Source organism: Paenarthrobacter sp. 10L420, from assembly GCF_056395385.1.
On record NZ_JBFTJK010000004.1, the window covers coordinates 222161 to 239797 of the forward strand.

Consider the following 17637-nt stretch of genomic DNA (forward strand, 5'->3'; position numbering starts at 1 on the left):
GGCACGCCTAGAAATGTGCAGTTTGCAGGGACTGATTCAGCGTTGGCTCGGCCTACCGCATGTAAACGAAATGTGTAATAATTGTGGAAAGTTCCGCTTTACTCAAACTTTGTGTTGAATACACTTTGAGTTGGATCGGCGTGGCGTACCTGCTGTGCCGCGTCCGTCTCTCGAACGTCTGGAAGGTTTCTTATGGCTGAATCCGTTACGTCCACACCGCTCTATGAACGCGCGGTCCGGGTGGGGGATTTACTCTTTGTCTCCGGCCAACTCCCTATCGGAGATGGCGGCTTGCTGTATCCCGGGCGCGTAGGCCAGGAAGTTACAGTCGAGCAGGCGCGTGAGGCTGCAGTGCTTGCTGCCAGACGATGTCTGGATGTCGTCCGCGATGAACTCGGATCGTTGGACGCCGTGAAGGGTATCGCCAGGATCGGAGGGTACGTCTCAGCAGGGGAAGGATTCGTGGATGCACCCGCAGTGGTCGATGGCGCGTCGTGGCTCGCCGTCGATGTCTTGGGAGAAAAAGGCCATCATGCGCGGCTGGCAGTGGGAGTAGCCTCGCTGCCGCTGGGTGCATGTGTCGAGATTGAAATGACTGTGCAGTGCTAAGGACAGCCGAGAAGACTCAAACCGCCAGCTTCGCGGCAGTCGGGAATCCGCTTGAGGAGCTCTCCCTCGAACAGCTCCGCCAGCGCATGAGCATGAAATGGCGCACTCATCCCTCCGACGTGCTGCCTCTGTGGGTTGCTGAGATGGACGTCCGGCTCGCGCCGCCGGTTTCGGAAGCGCTGCACGAAGCCATCGACGCTGGAGACACCGGATACCCTGCAGGGACGGAGTTCGCGGAAGCCATAAGTGCGTTCGCTTCCCGGCGCTGGGGCTGGGATGGGCTGGCAGTCGAGCGCACCGCCGTCGTGCCTGACGTGATGATGGGCGTAGTCGAGATCCTGCGTCTGATTACAGATCCCGGCGACGCAGTCGTCGTCAACTCCCCGGTGTATGCGCCTTTCTATGCTTTCATCACCCATGATTCGCGCAGGATCGTTGAGGCACCGCTAGGGCAGGATCTCCGGATCAACCTCGCCACCCTCGAGGAAGCTTTCAAGCGCGCGCGGTCATCCGGACGGAATGCCGCGTACCTGATCAGCAATCCGCATAACCCGACCGGGGTGGTCCACAGCCCTGAAGAGCTCGCAGCTGTCGCCGCCCTCGCACACAACTACGGGGTCCGGGTCGTCTCGGACGAGATCCACGCCCCGCTCGTCCTTCCGGGAGCAACGTTCACGCCGTATCTGAGCGTGCCCGGGGCGGAGAACGCGTTTGCGCTCACTTCGGCGTCAAAGGCCTGGAACCTTGCCGGCCTCAAGGCAGCACTCGCAATCGCCGGGCCCGACGCTGCCGATGATCTGAAGCGCATGCCCGAAGAGGTCAGCCATGGACCGAGCCATCTGGGTGTCATCGCCCAGACCGCCGCATTCCGTGATGGTGCAGAGTGGCTGAATGCCCTCCTCCGAGGCCTCGACGCGAACAGGGCCCTCCTCGGCAAGCTGCTCGCCGAGCATCTTCCCGGGGTCGGGTACGCTGCTCCCGAAGGGACATACCTGGCTTGGCTGGATTGCAGCCATCTGGCCCTCGATTCGTCAGCCGGGCACGAAGGCCTCGCTACCGTTTCCGACCTTGCCGGGCCGGCCAGGATGTTCCTCGACAAGGCTAGGGTCGCTCTGAGCTCCGGCCATGTCTTCGGCACGGGCGGGGCAGGACATGTTCGCCTTAACTTTGCCACGTCCCAGACCAATCTCACCGAAGCCATCACTCGGATGGGGCGAGCCGCCCACGTTGACTGAACCTTCCTTAGTTGCAACAGCATGTTGAACGAAGAAGGTCTATCTCAGGCTGCTTGCGGCCCTAGCGGATACGCTTCAACAAAAAGGCAGTAATTTATGGCGAGTCCGGGAACCTGGACCGCCTGCTAATCGGAAGGACACCAACGATGACCCAGATTGGTTCGGTCGGCTCAACAGCTCCATCCCCGGACGCGCTGCAGGGCATGGACGCCGAGTCCATCAACCGCGTCCTCGAGCTCCTGGTGGCACCCCTTCAGGCCGCGGTGCCTCAGCCTACCGAGGTCGTCCTTCATGATCTGCAGCGAATCCCTAACACCGTTCGTGCTATCGCCGGAGACGTTACTCGCCGCCAGATCGGAGACCCACCTACCGACAAATTGCTCGAACGTGTGGCGGCCGGCGACTTCTCCCATGAGATCGGCTACCGCTCACAACTGCCCGACGGGAGAATCCTCCAAAGCACGACGATCATTTACATCGACAAGGAAGGCCGAGCCGCCGCGGCTCTGTGTCTGAATGCGGACGTATCGGCCTGGGTTACGCTCCGCTTAGCCTTGGACCGCTTCGTTCTCGGCCACGACGGCAGCTCCATGCTGGCGACCGCGACCGTGAACAGGGCAGCGTCGGTCGGCCCCCAGGGGAGCGAGTACTTCCCGCACAGTGTGGAGGAGCTCAGCTCCAAGCTCGTCGAGGCGGCGATCGCCGCCATTGGGGTCCCCGTTGAGCAAATGCGCAAGGAACACAAAGTGCAGGTCGTGGCGGAGCTGGAACGTCGTGGATTCTTCCTCGTAAAGCAGGCTGCCGAGACAGCGGCGACGGCACTCGGAGTCACCCGCTTCACCATTTACAACTACCTCAACGAACTCGGCGGAGAGGTCGAAGAGACAGCCTAACCCGACAGAAGGCAGCGTTACCCCGTTCCCTGGAACTCAAGCCTTCCTCATCGCCGGATCACCAGCAATGAACAATTCCCTACCCCGTCATGCCCGAAATGAGGCACTGGAGCATCACTCTGCCCGGCCAAGTCATGCGGGCAATCGTCCAGGCACGCATCAATCACCTTCCCTGTACAAGACAAATCGTCAAATAAATCAAGGAGAAAAAATGAACACCAGCACCACCACGAAGCCGTTCGCCGACCTCGCTGCTATCCAGGCAACCGTCGAGGCTGTCAGCGCCCAGCGTGAACTCGGCCGCGTCACTTTTACCATGAACAGCGAGTCCGCAGGCGGTCTGACAGCGAAGACCGAAACAGGCCCGCTGCTGCAGGCAGGCGTACCGGATAACTCACGACGTGGAAAGTACACACTGCATAGTGACGAGCCCATCTCGCTGCTCGGCACAGACACTGCCGTCAGCCCTGCTGAATACATCCTCAAAGGACTCGCCGGCTGCTACATGGTTACCCTTGCCTCACTCGCCGCAGCTCGCAACATCACCCTGGAGGAGATTCGGCTCACCCTCGGGTTCGATATCGATCTGAGTGGATTCCTCGGCATCGACGAGTCCGTCCGAAAGGGCGCAGAACACATCACGGTCAACGTGGAGCTCGAAAGCCCGGGCACTCCACGAGAAGATCTTCAGGACCTCGTCAAGGCACTGGAAGCGACCTCGCCAATCCGCGACACCCTTGCCAACCCCGTGAAAGTCACCACTGCACTGAACTAGGACCATGCGTGAGTTCCGGGCAGGGCTTCGAAGCCCGGCCCGGAAACTCCCATGAGCAGCCCTGTGACGATGTCGTCGCAGAAATTGTCCTGCCGCGCTGGCAGTCCGGGGCAGTGTCCTGGTCAGGACGCCTGTTGTATCTAGGCCTGTCCCCAGAATGAGTCTTCCGTCGCACCATCGGCCGAGAACAAACGGACGTCTACGATGTTCCCCTGACGGACAGTGAGAAGGTCTACGCCCGCCATGTCCATGGAGGCGTCGGTCCGCGTGCCCGAGAACGTGACCGGGACGGCTACGAGCTCACCGTTGACCATTGCCGGCCCGGTAACAGCCAATTGGAAGGTCCCTTGGCTGGCTTCCATCATCCCGCCCAGCAAGGCACCTACGCCGTCGAGCCCTTTATGGTCACCGGAAAAGCGGTTGGACCCCGGCTGGTGCCACACCACGTCAGGACTCAGCAGCGCCATGGCTGCTGGCACGTCCCCCCGGCCAAGGGCTTCGAAGTACGAGGCGGCCACGGCCGCCGGCGTCTGATCATTCATCAGTTCTCCTTCAGTTGTGATTACGCAGCCATGGTTACATTCGGTAACCTGTTACATCAACGTAACTAAAGGAGCTGGGTTTGATTGGATGCGCCGGTTTGGAACATCATGGTGGCCACGTGCCCCTCACGTACTTCCCTGGCTAAGATCGCCAACAAGTGGACGGCAATGATCGTCATTGCCCTCAGCAAGGGCTCTTTGAGGTTTGGCGAACTCCGCGAAGAAGTAGATGGCATCAGCGGCAAGGTCCTGGCCGATACGTTGCGGGATTTGGAGCGTGACGGGATTATCGAGCGAACCGCATACAACGAGATGCCGCCGCGCGTGGAGTACGAACTCACTACGCTGGGCCACAGCCTGCGTGAGCCGCTGACGGCGCTGGGGCGCTGGGCCGAAGAGCACATCAACGAGGTACTGGCCGCGCGGGACGCCTACGACGATCGTCCCGGCACGCGACCCATGCCGTAAAGGCCGTCAGGCCGTAAAGCGTTGGCTTTGAGCATCTGGCGTGGCGGTGCGGAAGGCTGAATTACTTGCTGGGGGCTCCCTGTCGATGGCGCTGGACAGCATCATAATTGCCGCACTTGGCGGAACAGTACGAGCGCCTGCCGTTGCGGCTAGTATCCACAAACACTGTTTCGCAGCCTTGGCGGGTGCAAGCCCCTATTCTTTTTCCCGCAGATTCGACAGTGAACAGTGCAAGGCCTCCGGCTGTTACTGCTTTGACGCGCGCTACAACATCCTCCTCTTCGGGCGCCCAGTGCAGGTGAGGTTGCAGTCCGTCGTGAGTGCTCAGATAGGCCCGGCTGGTCCCGGCCTCCAAGAGTGAATTGATCGCCCTGCAAAGCCCTTCGGCATCTGTTGCGTCGAAGGCCTTCCGCAGCATCAGGGCCCATTGCCGGAGGCGTTCGGCTGAATTGGCGGTCAAAGACGAGGTCTTCCGGATTTGATGCTCGTCCAGAATGTGCAGGACACGCTCAACGCTCCAGTCGGGTCCGCCGGCAAGGTTGACCAGGTCTACTGCCAATTCAGGACCCGTCATGTTGTCATGGTTGAACTGCACTAACCCATTGCAGCACAGTTTTCCATATGCTGCTCGTAACCACCGCAATTATTCCTGTTGTATCGCTTCTTGTTCTTGGGGCGGTCTTGCGACGGAAGTTCCTCGTTGATTCCGGGTTTTGGGGCGGCATGGAATGGTTGAGCTACAAGGTTTTTACTCCGGCGCTGTTCATCTCATCCATCGCAGGCACGGATCTGAGCATCGTTCCCGTAGGGCCGCTCCTCCTGAGCGTCGGCGTGCCGATTGCCGTTATTGCTGCATTGGTCATCGGCTCGGCTCGCATGCTTCGCACCAATGGCCCCCGGTTGACTTCACTGGTGCAAGGCGCTGTCCGAATCAACACCTATGTTGGCCTCACCTTTGCCGGCGCGCTCCACGGCCAGGAGGGAGTGGCTACCTTCGCCCTAGCCAGCGCTGTTGTTGTGCCATTGGTGAATGTGATCTGCGTGGGAACATTGTCCGCATACGGCGACAAGCTGGCCTTGGTGCGCCGCAGGCCGCTGTGGCGGGAGTTGCTTGAAAATCCGCTCATCCAAAGCTGCGCTCTGGGACTGCTTCTTAACCTGGCGGACTTGCCTCTTCCGGAGTTTGTGTCCGCGGCACTCACTATGCTGGCCGCCCCCGCCCTCGCCTGCGGAACGCTCATTGCCGGGGCGGCGCTCCACGCTGACATTCGATGGCGGGATACAGCCGATATTGCGGCAGTTTCTCTACTGAAGCTCGTCGTGCTTCCGCTTTCGGCTGCCGCCATTGCCATACCCTTAGGCGCCGCGGGAGCCGGCCTCAGCAGTATCGTGCTGATCTGCGCCATCCCGACGGCGCCCTCAGCCTACGTCCTGGCCAGCCGGATGGGCGGTGATGTCCGCCTTATGGCAGCGATAACAGGTACACAAACCGTGCTTGCCATGGGCACTCTGCCTGTAGTTCTGATGCTCGTGGACCTCATGAAAGCGCGGTTCTAAACCCTGAATCGGCTTCACAGGAGACCCTTTCTGGCCATCCCGGGACCGGCCCCAGCAACGGCAACAGCGGAATCCATCATCAGATGGATACTTCCGAACACATCGAAGCCTTTCTCTGGAAAGTCAGAGGACGGAGTTGAGGAATGTTTGGGTGCGTTCATTTTGTGGGTTGCGGATGATTTGTTGTGCTGGGCCTTGTTCGATGATGGCGCCTTCTGCCATGAATACGACGCGGTCAGCGACGTCGCGGGCGAAGTTCATTTCGTGGGTAACCACCACCATGGTCATGCCTGATTGGGCGAGGTCTTTCATGACCTTGAGGACTTCTCCGACCAGTTCAGGGTCCAGTGCGGAGGTGGGTTCATCGAAGAGCATCAGTTTTGGTTCCATGCACAGGGCCCTGGCGATGGCGACGCGTTGTTGTTGGCCACCGGAGAGTTGGCGTGGGTACGCGTTTGCTTTGTCTGCCAGGCCGACGCGTTCCAGTAGTTGGAGTGCTCGCGGGGTGACTTCTGTTTTCCTTTGCTTCAGAACCTGTCGGGGCGCTTCGATAAGGTTTTCCAGCACGGTCATGTGGGGGAAGAGGTTAAAGTGTTGGAAAACCATGCCGATGTCCGCGCGGCTGCGCCGAATGTCGGCGTCTTTTTGTTCGTGTAACTTGTTGCCTTTGATGTCATATCCAATGACTTTTCCGTCGACCCACATACGGCCGCCATTGATCCGTTCGAGGTGGTTGATGCAGCGCAGCAGGGTGCTTTTGCCTGATCCTGAAGGGCCGATCAGGCAGACTACCTCGCCAGCGTCGATTTCCAGGTTGATTCCCTTGAGGACGTGGAGCGAACCGTAGTTTTTCTCCACGCCTTCTGCTTTGATCATGGTTCGCGGTCCAGTGACTGCTCCGGCCGGTTGGGTCGTGGTGCTGGTCATCGTATACCGCCTTTTCTGGTTGGCCGATGGTGGGTGTTGAAGAAAAGCGTGAGGCTCTGCCAAGGGGTGAGGGGGAGGTTGCGTTGGTTGCCTTTGGCGTACCGGCGTTCCAGGTAGTACTGGCCGATGCTCAGGACGGAGGTGATGATGATGTACCAGATACTGGCCACAATCAGCAGCGGTATGGTTTCGAAGGTCCTGGCGTAGATGATTTGTGACGAGTAGAGAAGTTCCGGGACAGAGATCACTGACACCAAGGATGTGGTTTTGAGCATGCCGATGGTTTCATTTCCGGTGGGGGGAATGATGACTTTCATGGCTTGGGGCAAGATAATGCGCTGCATAGTGCGGAAGCGGCTGATTCCCAGGGCGCCTGCTGCTTCTGCCTGGCCATGGTCTACGGAGAGAATTCCTGCGCGTACGATTTCGGACATGTACGCTCCTTGGTTCAGACCGAGACCAAGTATCGCTGCTGTTATCGGGGTGATGAACTGGTTCGCGTCCAGGGCCACTCCAGGCATGCCGAAACTGATCACCGGGTAGAGCGCCGCAAGGTTGTACCAGAAGAGAAGTTGGACCAAAACCGGCGTGCCTCGGAAGAAGTTTACGTACGTTGATGCTGCGGCACGGATCACGGGGTTAGGGGAGAGCCTCATGACGGCCAGGACCACGCCCAGGACGATTCCGATCACCATGGAAACAGCTGTGAGCATCAATGTGACGGCTATGCCGTTCACAATTGAAACATCACGGATGTACTTACCCACCGTTTCCCACCCGAAACGGGGATTGGTCACTACTGACTGCAATGCCAGCGCGGCAAGTACCAGAATCAAGGCTCCTGAAACCCAGCGGCCAATATACTTTGCCTTCACCGTGGTGAACTCATCAAGAGACCTCTGCGGCGTTTCTATCGGAAGTGTTGTTGCTCCCATTGGATATCCCTTGTCTACTGTGGCTCTTATTCGGAGATCTGATCAGCGGTGATACTGGACCCGGAGGGGATTCCCCAGCGCTTGTTGATGTCGGAGTATGTTTTGCTCTGCACAATTGCTTTCATGGCAGCGGTGATCGCCGGGCGCAAGCCGGACTCTTTGTTCAGGGCAATACCAGTGAGCCTCGGCTCGTAGTCGCCACCAGCCGCCAACTCGAATTTGTTCTCGGCAAGTGCTCCTTGATAGCTCAAAGGAATACTGTCTGCCATCACGCCATCGACCCGCCCTGACAGGAGCGCAAGGTTTGCGTCTGTCTGGGTGGGAAACACAGCCTGATTGATTGCCTGTTCGCCGCTGCCGGTACATTCCTCTGACATGGTCGGGAGGATGTCGAGGGATTCGTGGGTGCCCTTTTGTGCGGCGATCTTCTTACCGCACAAGGAAGCGGCGGTCATCGATAGTTTGGCCGGGTTCCCGGGTAGGACGGCCATGCCGGAACCACCAGAGATGTATGGAACGAAGTCGACCACCTTCTGTCGCTCTTCCGTGACGTTGAAGGCCGACATGCCGGCGTCGTACTTGTTGGAGGCCAATCCCGGCAGGATCGTGTCGAACGTAGCTGGAACATATTGCGCCTTGAGCCCGAGGGAGGACGCCAGGACATTGCCCATGTCCACGTCCCAGCCGATGACTGTCTTGTTGTCGGTGTCAAAGTATTCAAACGGGGGATACGTGGGGTCTGTTGCCATCACCAGCGTGCCTTTGTCCCGCATGGACTGAGGTAGCAGGGCACGGGCTTCTTCATTTTACTCCGCCTTGTTCGCTGGCTGAAGAGACAGGTGCCGTTGCCGGGCTCTGCGCGGAAGCGTCACCTTGCGACGCTGTTGTGCAGCCGCTGACGGAAGACATGACCAGGGCTGCGGTGAGGAGCGCCAACTTATTGCTGATTCGCATCGTTAGTACCTTTCGTGAAGGGGGCCTGCGGACATTCGTTGATGGGCGCCCAGTCGGATCCTTGGGAGGCTCGTGACTTGGGCCACTATTGCTGCAGGCGCCTACTGAGCTTGGCATCGGAGATCGACGGCCGAATGGTTCTCCCAGACAAAAATGCGTCGCAATTTAGTTGTCCGCGACAAAGGACGGACTGCTGCCGCCCTAGAACATGGAGGGCATGAGAACTGATTCAGAACCCCTCGCATCCGCTCGTGACGTTGCGGCGAAGTCGGCAGCAAGGGCGGCGCTTTCTTTGCGGCCGCTAACCTCAAAAGGCGAATTCGCTGCTGCCTCTGACCTGCTGGCAGGCATCTGGGGCACAAGCCGGGACGCGTCGCCGCTGTCCTCCGATCTTCTCCGCAGTTTGAGCCATGCGGACGCCTGCGTAACCGGAGCCCTGTCTGGTGAGGAGGTGGTGGGCGTCGCAGTAGCGATCTCAGGGCCTCCCGTCTCTGAAGTGATGTACTCACTCATTGCCGGAGTAAAACCGGGATTTGCTGGTCGGGGAGTGGGCATCGCACTCAAATACGCCCAGCGCGTTTGGTCTCTCGAGCGGGGTGCCAAACGGATGTTGTGGACTTACGACCCCTTGATTCGCAGGAACGCCCATTTCAACCTCGTGCGCTTGGGAGCACGGGTGCAGAATTACATCCCGGAGTTTTACCCACCCATGCACGATTCTCTAAACAGGATGGACCGCACGGACCGTCTATGCGTGAGTTGGGACCTGGCGTCGGCTACTCCGTCGACCCCAGAGGACGACGACGGACCGATCGCCCTTCGCGCCGGGGAGAACGGCAGCCCTCAACGCTCTGGCATTGCACCGCAACCGCGGATGCGGGTCTGGATCCCCCGTGATATCGAGTCGATGCGGCTTGACGACAACGCTTTGGCAATGCGATGGCGTGTTTCCATGGCGGATGTCCTGCAAGAAGCAGAAGCGCAGAACTTGGTGCCCGTGTCGGTTTCTGGCTCCGGGTACTACGTGCTGGACACGGTGAGTGCACAATGAGCGCGGCATTCAAGGTTGAATTGCGAAGGGTGCGCATGCCCCTTGCCGGCGAGTTCAGGACATCGCGTGGCAGCGAGTCAGTGCGCGAGATGCTTCTGGTCCGATGGGTCACAGACAACTCAGAAGGTTGGGCCGAATGCGCAGCAGATGCCGAGCCGGTCTATTTTCCGGAACGCCTTGAATCAGCGCGACTCCTCATCGCGGAGGTACTGGTCCCGTTGCTAGCGAAAATTCCCACGATTGATGCGGCCGGTGCGCATGTGGCGATGAAGCGGGTCCCCGGGAACCCGTTGGCTAAGGCTGCGCTTGAGAGCGCGATCCTTGATGCCGAACTCCGCGCGCACGGAATGTCCATGAAGTCCTACCTTGGTGGCTCCCGCGAGAAAATCAGGGTCGGCGTTTCAGTAGGTATTTGTGAATCGTTGAGTGATTTGATCCGCCAAGTCGAAGGGTACGTTGCAGAGGGATATTCTCGCGTAAAACTGAAAATAGCTCCGGGGTGGGATGTTGAGCCGGTCCGGGCCATTAGACGCGAGTTCGGTGAGGACCTGCTTCTTCAGGTAGATGCAAACCAGGCGTACACGATCGCTGACGTCAGCACGCTTCGCCGGCTGGACACCTTTGATCTCCTCTTGTTGGAGCAGCCCCTTCCAGCGGAGGAGCTGTGCGGTCACGCCCGGCTGGCAGGCTATCTGCAGACGCCCATTTGCCTCGATGAATCCATTACTTCCTGTGCTTCCGCTGCTACCGCAATTCAGATGGGGGCGGCACAGATCATCAATATCAAGCCAGCACGGGTGGGTGGTTACCTTGAAGCTCGGGCCATCCATGATCTCTGCCTCGCCCAGAGCATACCCGTTTGGTGCGGTGGCGTGCTTGAGACCGCGATTGGTCGGGCAGCTAATCTGCAATTGGCTTCATTGCCGGGTTTTACCCTTCCATCCGATATTTCAGCCACGAAACGCTACTACACCAAGGACATAGGCCAGGAGTTTCATATCGAGTCTGGAACCATAAGCGTTCCACACGGTCCCGGAACCGGAGCAGTCATTGACTTGGACTACTTGGAATCGGTCAGCGTGGAACAGGAATGGTTGATGTAGGTACTGCTTGGACGACTGGAACAAATGCGTCGGGTGAAGGCGGGAAGGGCGCGTTAAAGCCGTTCCCGCCGGCGCAGGTGGAGCTGTAGCCACATGATGAGGCGTTGGCCCGGGTTGTCCACATCGATTCCAAACTTCTTTGTCAGCTGCCTCATACGGTAACGCTGCGAATTTTCATGGACCATCATCAACTCCGCTGCCCTACGGTTATCGCCAAAGGTGTCTAAAAACGCCAATAACGTGGCAGCGTACTCCGTGCCGTTGGCTGCATCGTAGTCAAGGATCTCTCGGACAGATCCCAGCAATCGCTCGGGAGCAGCGACCGTTCCTTCAGAAAGCTCCTGCAGCAAAATCCGGTGGCGATCTTTTTCAGTGGACATGGCTTCATCCAAGGCTTCGATATTCTGAAACCGGAAGGCTGTTTCGATGTCGGTATGTGCTCCTTTTAAGTCGGCAACTGTATGCAGTGGCCCGGAGTAAGCGCATCGGAGATGAACTTCCGCCGTACCGGCTACGGCACGCTGTGAGGCCGTAAGGAAATTCCTGATTCGCTCGTCGGTCAACTGGTCCGCCCCGGGAATGAGCACAAACACCCGATTCGCGAGCACGGTGCAGGAAGCGGCTCTCCGAACCGCTTCGGCGTTCAGCGCGACGATGTCTGCGATCCTGCCCAGGTCAATATCAGCTCCAGTTTCGACGGCGTTCGCGAAACCGATCAACACCACCGGCATCTGCTTCTCAAGGGTGAGTGCGGCCCCAGGCTCCATTTGTACGCCACCCAGGGCGGCCGTCAGCAATTCGCCGCGCCGATGGCGCTGCAAACTGAATGCGCTGGCCGCATGTAAAAGGTGCAGGGATGCAATGGGTGCAGCATCGGCGAGTACGCTGGCGATTTCTTCGCTTCTGGTGCCGCCTTCGTCAAAAGCCCACAACGAGCCAACCAGCCTTGATCCGACTCTTACCGGCATTGCCACTCGCTCCAAGGCGCCATGTTCCTGGTCAAAAAAGACCGGGGTGGTCGCCATGGCCACAGCTCGGTACCGCGCCAAGTACCAAGGCAAGTCCGGCACAGCACGCCCCAGAATCGCATCGCGTCGGCTATCGTCCGTACCCTGATCGGCAATATTTGAATACGCCACCACTTCTCGATTGACGTTCTCAATCGTGATGGCAGTTCCCGCCATCGCAGCTATCGCATTCGCCAGACTGAACAAATCACCGGGAGCGATATCCGCGATAGAGGCAGTCCGCATTTCTGCCGGATCAGAAACAGCGGCGCTGATCAGCGCATGAAGCGAGTTCCAGGAGGCGTCATCTTGAGCAACGAGCACCTGGACCTTCCCGGCACCCGAAATATCTATTGTTTCCTTGGCCGAGTCACGAGACTTCAAGACGACGGCCGCGTACTCGCGCTCTGCCGCTTCCTTGATGGCGGACGATGCAGCGTCGGGCGCCAAGGACGCGCCCGTCATGAGAAGAACACCGCCCTTGATAGGCGGGACTTCCTCCAATGGATCCCAAACAACCGACGCCCGGACATCCGGGTCTGCTGGCAAAGAGCCGTCGCGCGGACCATAAGGAGTCAACAGCAAAGGACCCAGAGCCGCCAGCAGCTCGCTCAAAGAGGTGTATGGAGGCGAAGCGGCTCCGCTCATGCCAACCACTCCTAGTGGTTTGTACTGCCCTCGATGGGACGCGCCAACAAAGAGTCGACGAGTCCGGCCAGCAACGCAGCCCGCTCGGGCATGGCGCTGATCTGGACCCATTCTCCCTCGCTGTGCGCGCCGGCACCAACAGCCCCCAAACCATCAAGGGTAGGTATTCCCAAAGCTGCGGTTAAGTTTCCGTCGGAAGTGCCCCCGGCCATCACTCCGCGGAGCGGAGGCAGACCTAAAACGGCGGCTACCTCACTGGCACGATCAAACAGAGCTGACGCCCGGCCTTGTTCAAGTGGTCCTCTGTCAATCCCTCCCTCAACTTGGAGGACTGCACCGTCCAGCTTGGGCTGCAGACACCTCAAAGCAGCGTCAACCCGCTCCAACTCAGACATTGAGGTGGCACGCACGTCAATGTCCAGCCAGGCTGAAGGCGGAACCTGATTGGATGCTTCACCTGAACGAAGCGTGGTGGGTGTAACAGACGTGCCCCTGGCAATGTCCTGCAGGTCATCTATCAAATGAATCTGTTGAGCGATCTCGACGGTGGCGTTTATCCCGGCCTCCGGCTCAAGGCCAGCATGCGAGGCACGCCCACGGACATGAAGTCGGTACATGCCCGAACCTTTGCGGCTCGTTTTGAACGCCCCATCCAAGCTTGCCTCGAGTACCAGAACGGCTTCCACTTCGGCGGCAAGCTTCTCAATCGCACTACGGGAAGAAGCCGACCCGGTCTCCTCATCTCCGGTAATAAGGATCTGTATTCCATCCGGGTTGCCCAGTGCATGAACCGCGTAAAACGCCTGCACGATCCCGGCCTTCATGTCGAAGGACCCAGGCCCCGTTGCTTTGTCGCCATCCACGGAAAAGGGCCACCGACTGGTAGTACCGACGGGCCAAACAGTGTCGTAGTGACCCACGATGAGAATGCGAGGCTTAACACCCAAACTCCACAACAGGTGCGTGCATCCTTCGCCGGGGAGATAGACAGGCTCACTCCCTAGCAGACTTTTTCCAACAGCTGAGACCTTTTCGGCAGCTGCAACCAGCTCCATCGGCTGCGTTGATGGCGATTCTGAAGACACCAGCAGTTCCAAATCCTCGAGCATCCGAGGCTGAAGTTGAGACAAAGTTTCCATGAGTCGAACGGTCATGAGGATCTCCTAAAAGGGTTTTGCCTCATCATCCGCCGCTTCGCCACCACGCTGGACATCAACTTCGACAAATTTTCTTTCAGTTTTTGTCCGATTCAACAACTCGGATAGAGCGGAGCCATGGCTTGTGCGCGTGGGTGAGCCAAACCATTTCAGGGTTCAGGGAACGCACCAGCAGCTGGCCCTCTGTGCGGGGGTTGTCCAGTTCATCGAACCAAACTGCTGTGTCTCCAGCGATGACGGTAGGGCCTTCTTCTCCATCGATGACAACGATTTGTGAGCCGCGGGTGTGGCCTGGCGCTGAAAGGAGTCGTAGTCCGGGAAGCAGTTCCAACTCGCCGTCGACCGGAAAGTATTGCACCCCTGGTGGGTCCACCCATTCAGGGATGGTGTAGTCATTCTGGTTGCGGGCGTCGTCGAGTTCCTGGCGTTGGACGTAGATGGGCTTGCCCGCGAAGAGGTGATTGCCCCCGCAGTGGTCAAAATGCAGGTGGGTGTTCACCACGATGTCGACGCTGCTGATGTCGAAGTCCTGTTCCTTTAGCGGGTAAAGGCGCGGATCCATGTCGGCGACCGCGGGGTGAAGCTGAGTCATGCCGGTATCCACCAGCACCCGCCCGTCGGGGTGGTCAATGACGTGCACGTAGACCGGCATGGGTTCGCCTTCGGGAACCAGCTCGGCCACACGGATGGCGGTAACAGGGATTGCAGCGGCGGAATTCACGTCTTTACCTCAGTTCCAAATGATGGCCATGACCTGTCCGGGTCCAGACTCCCATCTGCCAACTTGTCTGTCGAGCAGCAGCACCAGAAGCAGGTTCCTCATTTTCGGCGCGCGAATCTCTGCGTTAGCCGATTAGCCGACGCCGTTATCGCTTTGATGAGCCCTGGCGACAAAGTGCTCAACCCGGCGGTCCGGGACCAGCCAGATCAGCGCCACAACGGTGAAGATGGCGATCCCGAACAGGGGCTGGACCAGGGTGGCTGCGATGCCGGCCATATAGATCACGGGGGATGCTTTGCCTTTCCAGTCCCGGCCGACAGCCCGGGCAAGGGCCCCGTCCTTGCCTTGGGCGGCGATCAGGCGACGTTCCAGGATGTAGTACCCGAGCGCTGCACACAGCAGGTTGATTCCGTATAACAGGACGGGCACCTGTGTGAAGCCGGACTCATCCATCCACCGTGTCGTGAAAGGGAAGAGAGACAGCCAGAACAGCAGGTGCAAATTGGCCCAGAGAATCCCGCCGTTCACTCGACTGGCCAGGTGGATCATGTGGTGGTGGTTGTTCCAGTAGATCCCGACATACACGAAGCTCAGAAGGTAGCTGAAGAGGGTCGGCAGAACTGCGGCCACGCCCTCCCAGGTTGGCGTTTCCGGGGTGTGCAGCTCCAGGACCATGATGGTGATGATGATGGCCAGCACGCCGTCGCTGAACGCCTCGAGCCGGTTCTTGTTCACCGACCCCGGTCCCGTCGCACGTAGCACTGCTTTTGGCTCACCCTGTCATCAGCCATAGTCGGCTCCTCTGAAGGTCTGCACTGTCGGGGACGACGCGCACCTGGTGGATAGAGTACACCCGGTCGCCGAGTGGCCCGCCAGCCCAAGATACAAACACCAGCGGAGGCCGCCTCTCGCATCACTTTGTGCTGCCACTCCTCGGTCCTGCAGAAAGCCTCGTGATCATCTCCGGTGCCTGGGGATATTCCTGGCTCACTTCTTGCTATCGGTCAGCCATGCGTCCAGTTCCTCATCAGTGGAGGAGTCAATCAGTTGTACTAAAGCCCAGTTGTCTCGATGGTTTGGGGCCGCGCGGAGATGGTCCTCCCAGTCTTCGGCGTATTCACGGAGAGCATCGATTAGTTCAATGGTCGCTTCTTCCAACGTCGTCCCGTCAGCCGCCAGGGGCAGGCCGGGCAGGAACATGCCCCAAACCCCGTCCTCGTTGACGACCTGCGCTTTTGCCGAAACGTTATTCACTAAGAATTCCTTGGACAATCTGGTATTCACCACAGAGGCGGAGCCCTCCAAGCTCAATCATAGACAGGCTGCAACCTATGGACGCACCTGGATGATCGTCTTCCCATTCCGGCGCGCGGAAGGATTGAGGGCATTGAGCGCATCGTCGAATTCTCCGACGTTTCCGATGTTTGTCCGCAATCGTCCGTCTCGGATTCGCTGGACGATTTCACCCAGCTGCGCACGATCCGATTCGACAACGAAATCCACTGCCAGACCATCCCGAGGGCGGGATTCAACCGGCCCGGTGATGCTTACCAGCGTTCCGCCGGGCCGGATCAGGGCCGCTGACTGCTTCTGGATGTCGCCCCCGATCACATCGAAAACCAGGTCAACCCCGCTGATACCTTGCAAGCTGTCATTGGCGAGATCGACGAACTCGTGCGCTCCGAAGTCGAGTGCCTTCTGCCGATCACCGGTGCGTCCGGTGCCGATGACGTAGGCGCCGGCCTCACGTGCCAGCTGAGTCACCATCGTTCCGACTGCCCCGGCCGCGCCGTGCACCAGAAGGCTCTGCCCCGACTGGATGCGGCCATGGATAAACAACCCCTGCCACGCGGTCAAGCCAGAGATGGGCAGGCTCGCGCCAACAGTGAAGTCGACGTCCCCCGGCAGCGGCGCAAGGTTACGTGCCTCCATCGCCACATACTCCGCCAAGGTCCCATCTCGGTGCCAGTCCGCAAGGCCAAACACGCGTTGACCCACCGTCAGCCCTGTGGTGCCGTTGCCGAGCGAGGTTACGACGCCGGCAACCTCGTGCCCAATGATGGAAGGTGTCCGATCCCGTCCGGCTCGATCAGTCCAGGTCGAGGGCCACCCGACCTCAGTCGGAACGAATCCCGCGGCATGAACCTCAACAATGACATCATTAATAGATGCCGACGGCTCCGGCCGTTCGGCCATCCTCAGCCCGGCCATACCGGCGGACTGATCTGTCACAACAATTGCTTTCATCAAAAGCTCCCTGTGCTCGACCCTGGCCTACAGGGCGGTTTTACTTTTGTAGCTTTACCTTCCACTATTTTGCCGAGACTGAACCCCGGGCGGGAAGGTTCTGGTGTCGTGGTCCGGTGCCGCGACTGCGAGGGCGTCCTGCTCCGGTTGGTGGACACACCAACCCAATATTCAGCCGTTTCGTGCCGTACCGCTTCAGTACCATCGAGCTATGTCTACGAATCTGGTTGCCCTGAAGATCTCGATCCACGACCGGAGAAGTTGGCCGCAGAGGAACACACGTACAAGTCCCCGCTCCTGTTGCAGGGGGCAGAGTTGGTTCTGCAGCGCCATGCACGCCTAAATGAAATCAGTGAAGGCCTTGATTTCGTCACGAGTCATGATGCTGAGCTGCTGACGCGCCTTGAGGACGCATGACGGCATATCTGGACATTGAAGACGCCCCTTCACGTCGTTGATCGGTACGGCTTCCACACCCGCGATGTTGGCTAAGCCTCGGCGCCGCCTAACTGCCGACCCGCAAAGGCTCCGCGATCGCCACAGGATGATCGCGGCCCACGTCCTCCAAGAAATCCGCCTCGAAGAACTCCGCGTTCGCCCTGATGTAGTCTGCCCATTCGTCAGGGACATCGTCCGCGTAATAGATCGCCTCCACGGGGCACACGGGATCGCATGCCCCGCAGTCAACGCACTCGGACGGGTGGATGTAGAGCGAGCGTTCGCCCTCGTCGATGCAATCCACCGGGCATTCGTCAATGCACGCCTTGTCCTTCACATCTACGCAGGGCTGTGCGATCACGTAGCTCAT

Annotated in this window: 21 protein-coding genes; 8 read left to right on the plus strand and 13 right to left on the minus strand. The window is 59.1% G+C overall.

What is annotated here, in order from left to right:
- The first annotated feature begins 192 nt into the window (after positions 1-192).
- The 4 genes from AC1DD5_RS09370 (at position 193) to AC1DD5_RS09385 (ending at position 3512) form a co-directional block, all read left to right on the plus strand.
- Positions 193-609, plus strand: coding sequence for a RidA family protein (locus AC1DD5_RS09370; RefSeq protein ID WP_442005889.1), 417 nt, complete (start codon positions 193-195; stop codon positions 607-609).
- Positions 603-1844, plus strand: a complete 1242-nt coding sequence (locus tag AC1DD5_RS09375; protein ID WP_477521222.1) for a MalY/PatB family protein — start codon at positions 603-605, stop codon at positions 1842-1844. Before AC1DD5_RS09370 ends, AC1DD5_RS09375 begins: the two co-directional genes overlap by 7 nt.
- Before the next feature lie 146 nt (positions 1845-1990).
- Positions 1991-2737: a helix-turn-helix transcriptional regulator gene (locus tag AC1DD5_RS09380; protein WP_477521223.1), complete on the plus strand. Its 747-nt coding sequence runs from the start codon at positions 1991-1993 to the stop codon at positions 2735-2737.
- 211 nt (positions 2738-2948) lie between these two features.
- Positions 2949-3512: an OsmC family protein gene (locus AC1DD5_RS09385; protein ID WP_477516018.1), complete on the plus strand. Its 564-nt coding sequence runs from the start codon at positions 2949-2951 to the stop codon at positions 3510-3512.
- 140 nt (positions 3513-3652) lie between these two features.
- On the opposite strand, the gene AC1DD5_RS09390 is transcribed toward AC1DD5_RS09385, so the two are convergent.
- Positions 3653-4054, minus strand: a complete 402-nt coding sequence (locus AC1DD5_RS09390) for a nuclear transport factor 2 family protein (RefSeq protein WP_442005893.1) — start codon at positions 4052-4054, stop codon at positions 3653-3655.
- Between the two features lie 84 nt (positions 4055-4138).
- On the opposite strand from AC1DD5_RS09390, the gene AC1DD5_RS09395 reads away from it, so the two are divergent.
- Complete coding sequence (locus AC1DD5_RS09395) at positions 4139-4522, plus strand: winged helix-turn-helix transcriptional regulator (protein WP_442005894.1); 384 nt, start codon at positions 4139-4141, stop codon at positions 4520-4522.
- A 61-nt stretch (positions 4523-4583) separates the two neighbouring features.
- On the opposite strand, the gene AC1DD5_RS09400 is transcribed toward AC1DD5_RS09395, so the two are convergent.
- A complete protein-coding gene (locus tag AC1DD5_RS09400) occupies positions 4584-5096 on the minus strand; it encodes a CGNR zinc finger domain-containing protein (protein WP_442005895.1) in 513 nt (170 codons plus the stop codon).
- 47 nt (positions 5097-5143) lie between these two features.
- Here AC1DD5_RS09400 and AC1DD5_RS09405 point away from each other — a divergent pair, with 47 nt between their 5' ends.
- Positions 5144-6079 (plus strand): AEC family transporter, encoded by a 936-nt coding sequence (locus AC1DD5_RS09405; protein WP_442005896.1) that lies wholly within the window; start codon positions 5144-5146, stop codon positions 6077-6079.
- A gap of 123 nt (positions 6080-6202) precedes the next feature.
- On the opposite strand, the gene AC1DD5_RS09410 is transcribed toward AC1DD5_RS09405, so the two are convergent.
- From AC1DD5_RS09410 to AC1DD5_RS09425, 4 genes are read right to left on the minus strand one after another with little or no spacing between them, the layout of a single operon-like run.
- A complete protein-coding gene (locus AC1DD5_RS09410; protein WP_477521224.1) occupies positions 6203-7006 on the minus strand; it encodes an amino acid ABC transporter ATP-binding protein in 804 nt (267 codons plus the stop codon).
- Positions 7003-7941, minus strand: coding sequence for an amino acid ABC transporter permease (locus AC1DD5_RS09415; RefSeq protein WP_477516020.1), 939 nt, complete (start codon positions 7939-7941; stop codon positions 7003-7005). Before AC1DD5_RS09415 ends, AC1DD5_RS09410 begins: the two co-directional genes overlap by 4 nt.
- A gap of 26 nt (positions 7942-7967) precedes the next feature.
- The gene (locus tag AC1DD5_RS09420; RefSeq protein WP_477521225.1) at positions 7968-8690 is read right to left on the minus strand and encodes an ABC transporter substrate-binding protein; all 723 of its coding nucleotides are present in this window, start codon (positions 8688-8690) and stop codon (positions 7968-7970) included.
- Between the two features lie 52 nt (positions 8691-8742).
- Positions 8743-8895, minus strand: a complete 153-nt coding sequence (locus tag AC1DD5_RS09425; RefSeq protein ID WP_477521226.1) for a hypothetical protein — start codon at positions 8893-8895, stop codon at positions 8743-8745.
- Positions 8896-9112: 217 nt separating this feature from the next.
- Here AC1DD5_RS09425 and AC1DD5_RS09430 point away from each other — a divergent pair, with 217 nt between their 5' ends.
- Positions 9113-9946: a GNAT family N-acetyltransferase gene (locus AC1DD5_RS09430; protein WP_477516022.1), complete on the plus strand. Its 834-nt coding sequence runs from the start codon at positions 9113-9115 to the stop codon at positions 9944-9946.
- Positions 9943-11049, plus strand: a complete 1107-nt coding sequence (menC, locus tag AC1DD5_RS09435; RefSeq protein WP_477516023.1) for an o-succinylbenzoate synthase — start codon at positions 9943-9945, stop codon at positions 11047-11049. The genes AC1DD5_RS09430 and menC overlap by 4 nt, the downstream gene beginning before the upstream one ends.
- Before the next feature lie 53 nt (positions 11050-11102).
- Here menC and AC1DD5_RS09440 read toward each other — a convergent pair whose 3' ends face one another.
- The 7 genes from AC1DD5_RS09440 to fdxA form a co-directional block, all read right to left on the minus strand.
- Complete coding sequence (locus AC1DD5_RS09440; RefSeq protein ID WP_477521227.1) at positions 11103-12704, minus strand: PucR family transcriptional regulator; 1602 nt, start codon at positions 12702-12704, stop codon at positions 11103-11105.
- Between the two features lie 11 nt (positions 12705-12715).
- Positions 12716-13858, minus strand: coding sequence for a M20 family metallopeptidase (locus tag AC1DD5_RS09445; RefSeq protein WP_477516025.1), 1143 nt, complete (start codon positions 13856-13858; stop codon positions 12716-12718).
- A gap of 79 nt (positions 13859-13937) precedes the next feature.
- Complete coding sequence (locus AC1DD5_RS09450) at positions 13938-14582, minus strand: MBL fold metallo-hydrolase (protein WP_477521228.1); 645 nt, start codon at positions 14580-14582, stop codon at positions 13938-13940.
- A 132-nt stretch (positions 14583-14714) separates the two neighbouring features.
- Positions 14715-15317 carry a TMEM175 family protein gene (locus tag AC1DD5_RS09455; RefSeq protein WP_477521229.1) on the minus strand — a complete coding sequence of 201 codons (603 nt, stop codon included), beginning with the start codon at positions 15315-15317 and terminating at the stop codon, positions 14715-14717.
- Positions 15318-15569: 252 nt separating this feature from the next.
- Positions 15570-15869, minus strand: a complete 300-nt coding sequence (locus AC1DD5_RS09460) for a type II toxin-antitoxin system HicB family antitoxin (RefSeq protein ID WP_477521230.1) — start codon at positions 15867-15869, stop codon at positions 15570-15572.
- 42 nt (positions 15870-15911) lie between these two features.
- The gene (locus AC1DD5_RS09465) at positions 15912-16829 is read right to left on the minus strand and encodes an NADP-dependent oxidoreductase (RefSeq protein ID WP_477521231.1); all 918 of its coding nucleotides are present in this window, start codon (positions 16827-16829) and stop codon (positions 15912-15914) included.
- A gap of 505 nt (positions 16830-17334) precedes the next feature.
- Entirely contained in the window at positions 17335-17637 is a 303-nt protein-coding gene (gene fdxA, locus AC1DD5_RS09470; RefSeq protein ID WP_477521232.1) for a ferredoxin, read from the minus strand.

Coding starts and splice junctions, on each gene's coding strand:
- AC1DD5_RS09370 (WP_442005889.1), top strand. CDS start 193: ATGGCTGAATCCGTTACGTCCACACCGCTCTATGAACGCGCGGTCCGG.
- AC1DD5_RS09380 (WP_477521223.1), top strand. CDS start 1,991: ATGACCCAGATTGGTTCGGTCGGCTCAACAGCTCCATCCCCGGACGCG.
- AC1DD5_RS09385 (WP_477516018.1), top strand. CDS start 2,949: ATGAACACCAGCACCACCACGAAGCCGTTCGCCGACCTCGCTGCTATC.
- AC1DD5_RS09390 (WP_442005893.1), bottom strand. CDS start 4,054: ATGAATGATCAGACGCCGGCGGCCGTGGCCGCCTCGTACTTCGAAGCC.
- AC1DD5_RS09400 (WP_442005895.1), bottom strand. CDS start 5,096: ATGACGGGTCCTGAATTGGCAGTAGACCTGGTCAACCTTGCCGGCGGA.
- AC1DD5_RS09405 (WP_442005896.1), top strand. CDS start 5,144: ATGCTGCTCGTAACCACCGCAATTATTCCTGTTGTATCGCTTCTTGTT.
- AC1DD5_RS09410 (WP_477521224.1), bottom strand. CDS start 7,006: ATGACCAGCACCACGACCCAACCGGCCGGAGCAGTCACTGGACCGCGA.
- AC1DD5_RS09415 (WP_477516020.1), bottom strand. CDS start 7,941: ATGGGAGCAACAACACTTCCGATAGAAACGCCGCAGAGGTCTCTTGAT.
- AC1DD5_RS09420 (WP_477521225.1), bottom strand. CDS start 8,690: ATGGCAACAGACCCCACGTATCCCCCGTTTGAATACTTTGACACCGAC.
- AC1DD5_RS09425 (WP_477521226.1), bottom strand. CDS start 8,895: ATGCGAATCAGCAATAAGTTGGCGCTCCTCACCGCAGCCCTGGTCATG.
- AC1DD5_RS09430 (WP_477516022.1), top strand. CDS start 9,113: ATGAGAACTGATTCAGAACCCCTCGCATCCGCTCGTGACGTTGCGGCG.
- menC (WP_477516023.1), top strand. CDS start 9,943: ATGAGCGCGGCATTCAAGGTTGAATTGCGAAGGGTGCGCATGCCCCTT.
- AC1DD5_RS09440 (WP_477521227.1), bottom strand. CDS start 12,704: ATGAGCGGAGCCGCTTCGCCTCCATACACCTCTTTGAGCGAGCTGCTG.
- AC1DD5_RS09445 (WP_477516025.1), bottom strand. CDS start 13,858: ATGACCGTTCGACTCATGGAAACTTTGTCTCAACTTCAGCCTCGGATG.
- AC1DD5_RS09465 (WP_477521231.1), bottom strand. CDS start 16,829: ATGAAAGCAATTGTTGTGACAGATCAGTCCGCCGGTATGGCCGGGCTG.
- fdxA (WP_477521232.1), bottom strand. CDS start 17,637: ATGAGCTACGTGATCGCACAGCCCTGCGTAGATGTGAAGGACAAGGCG.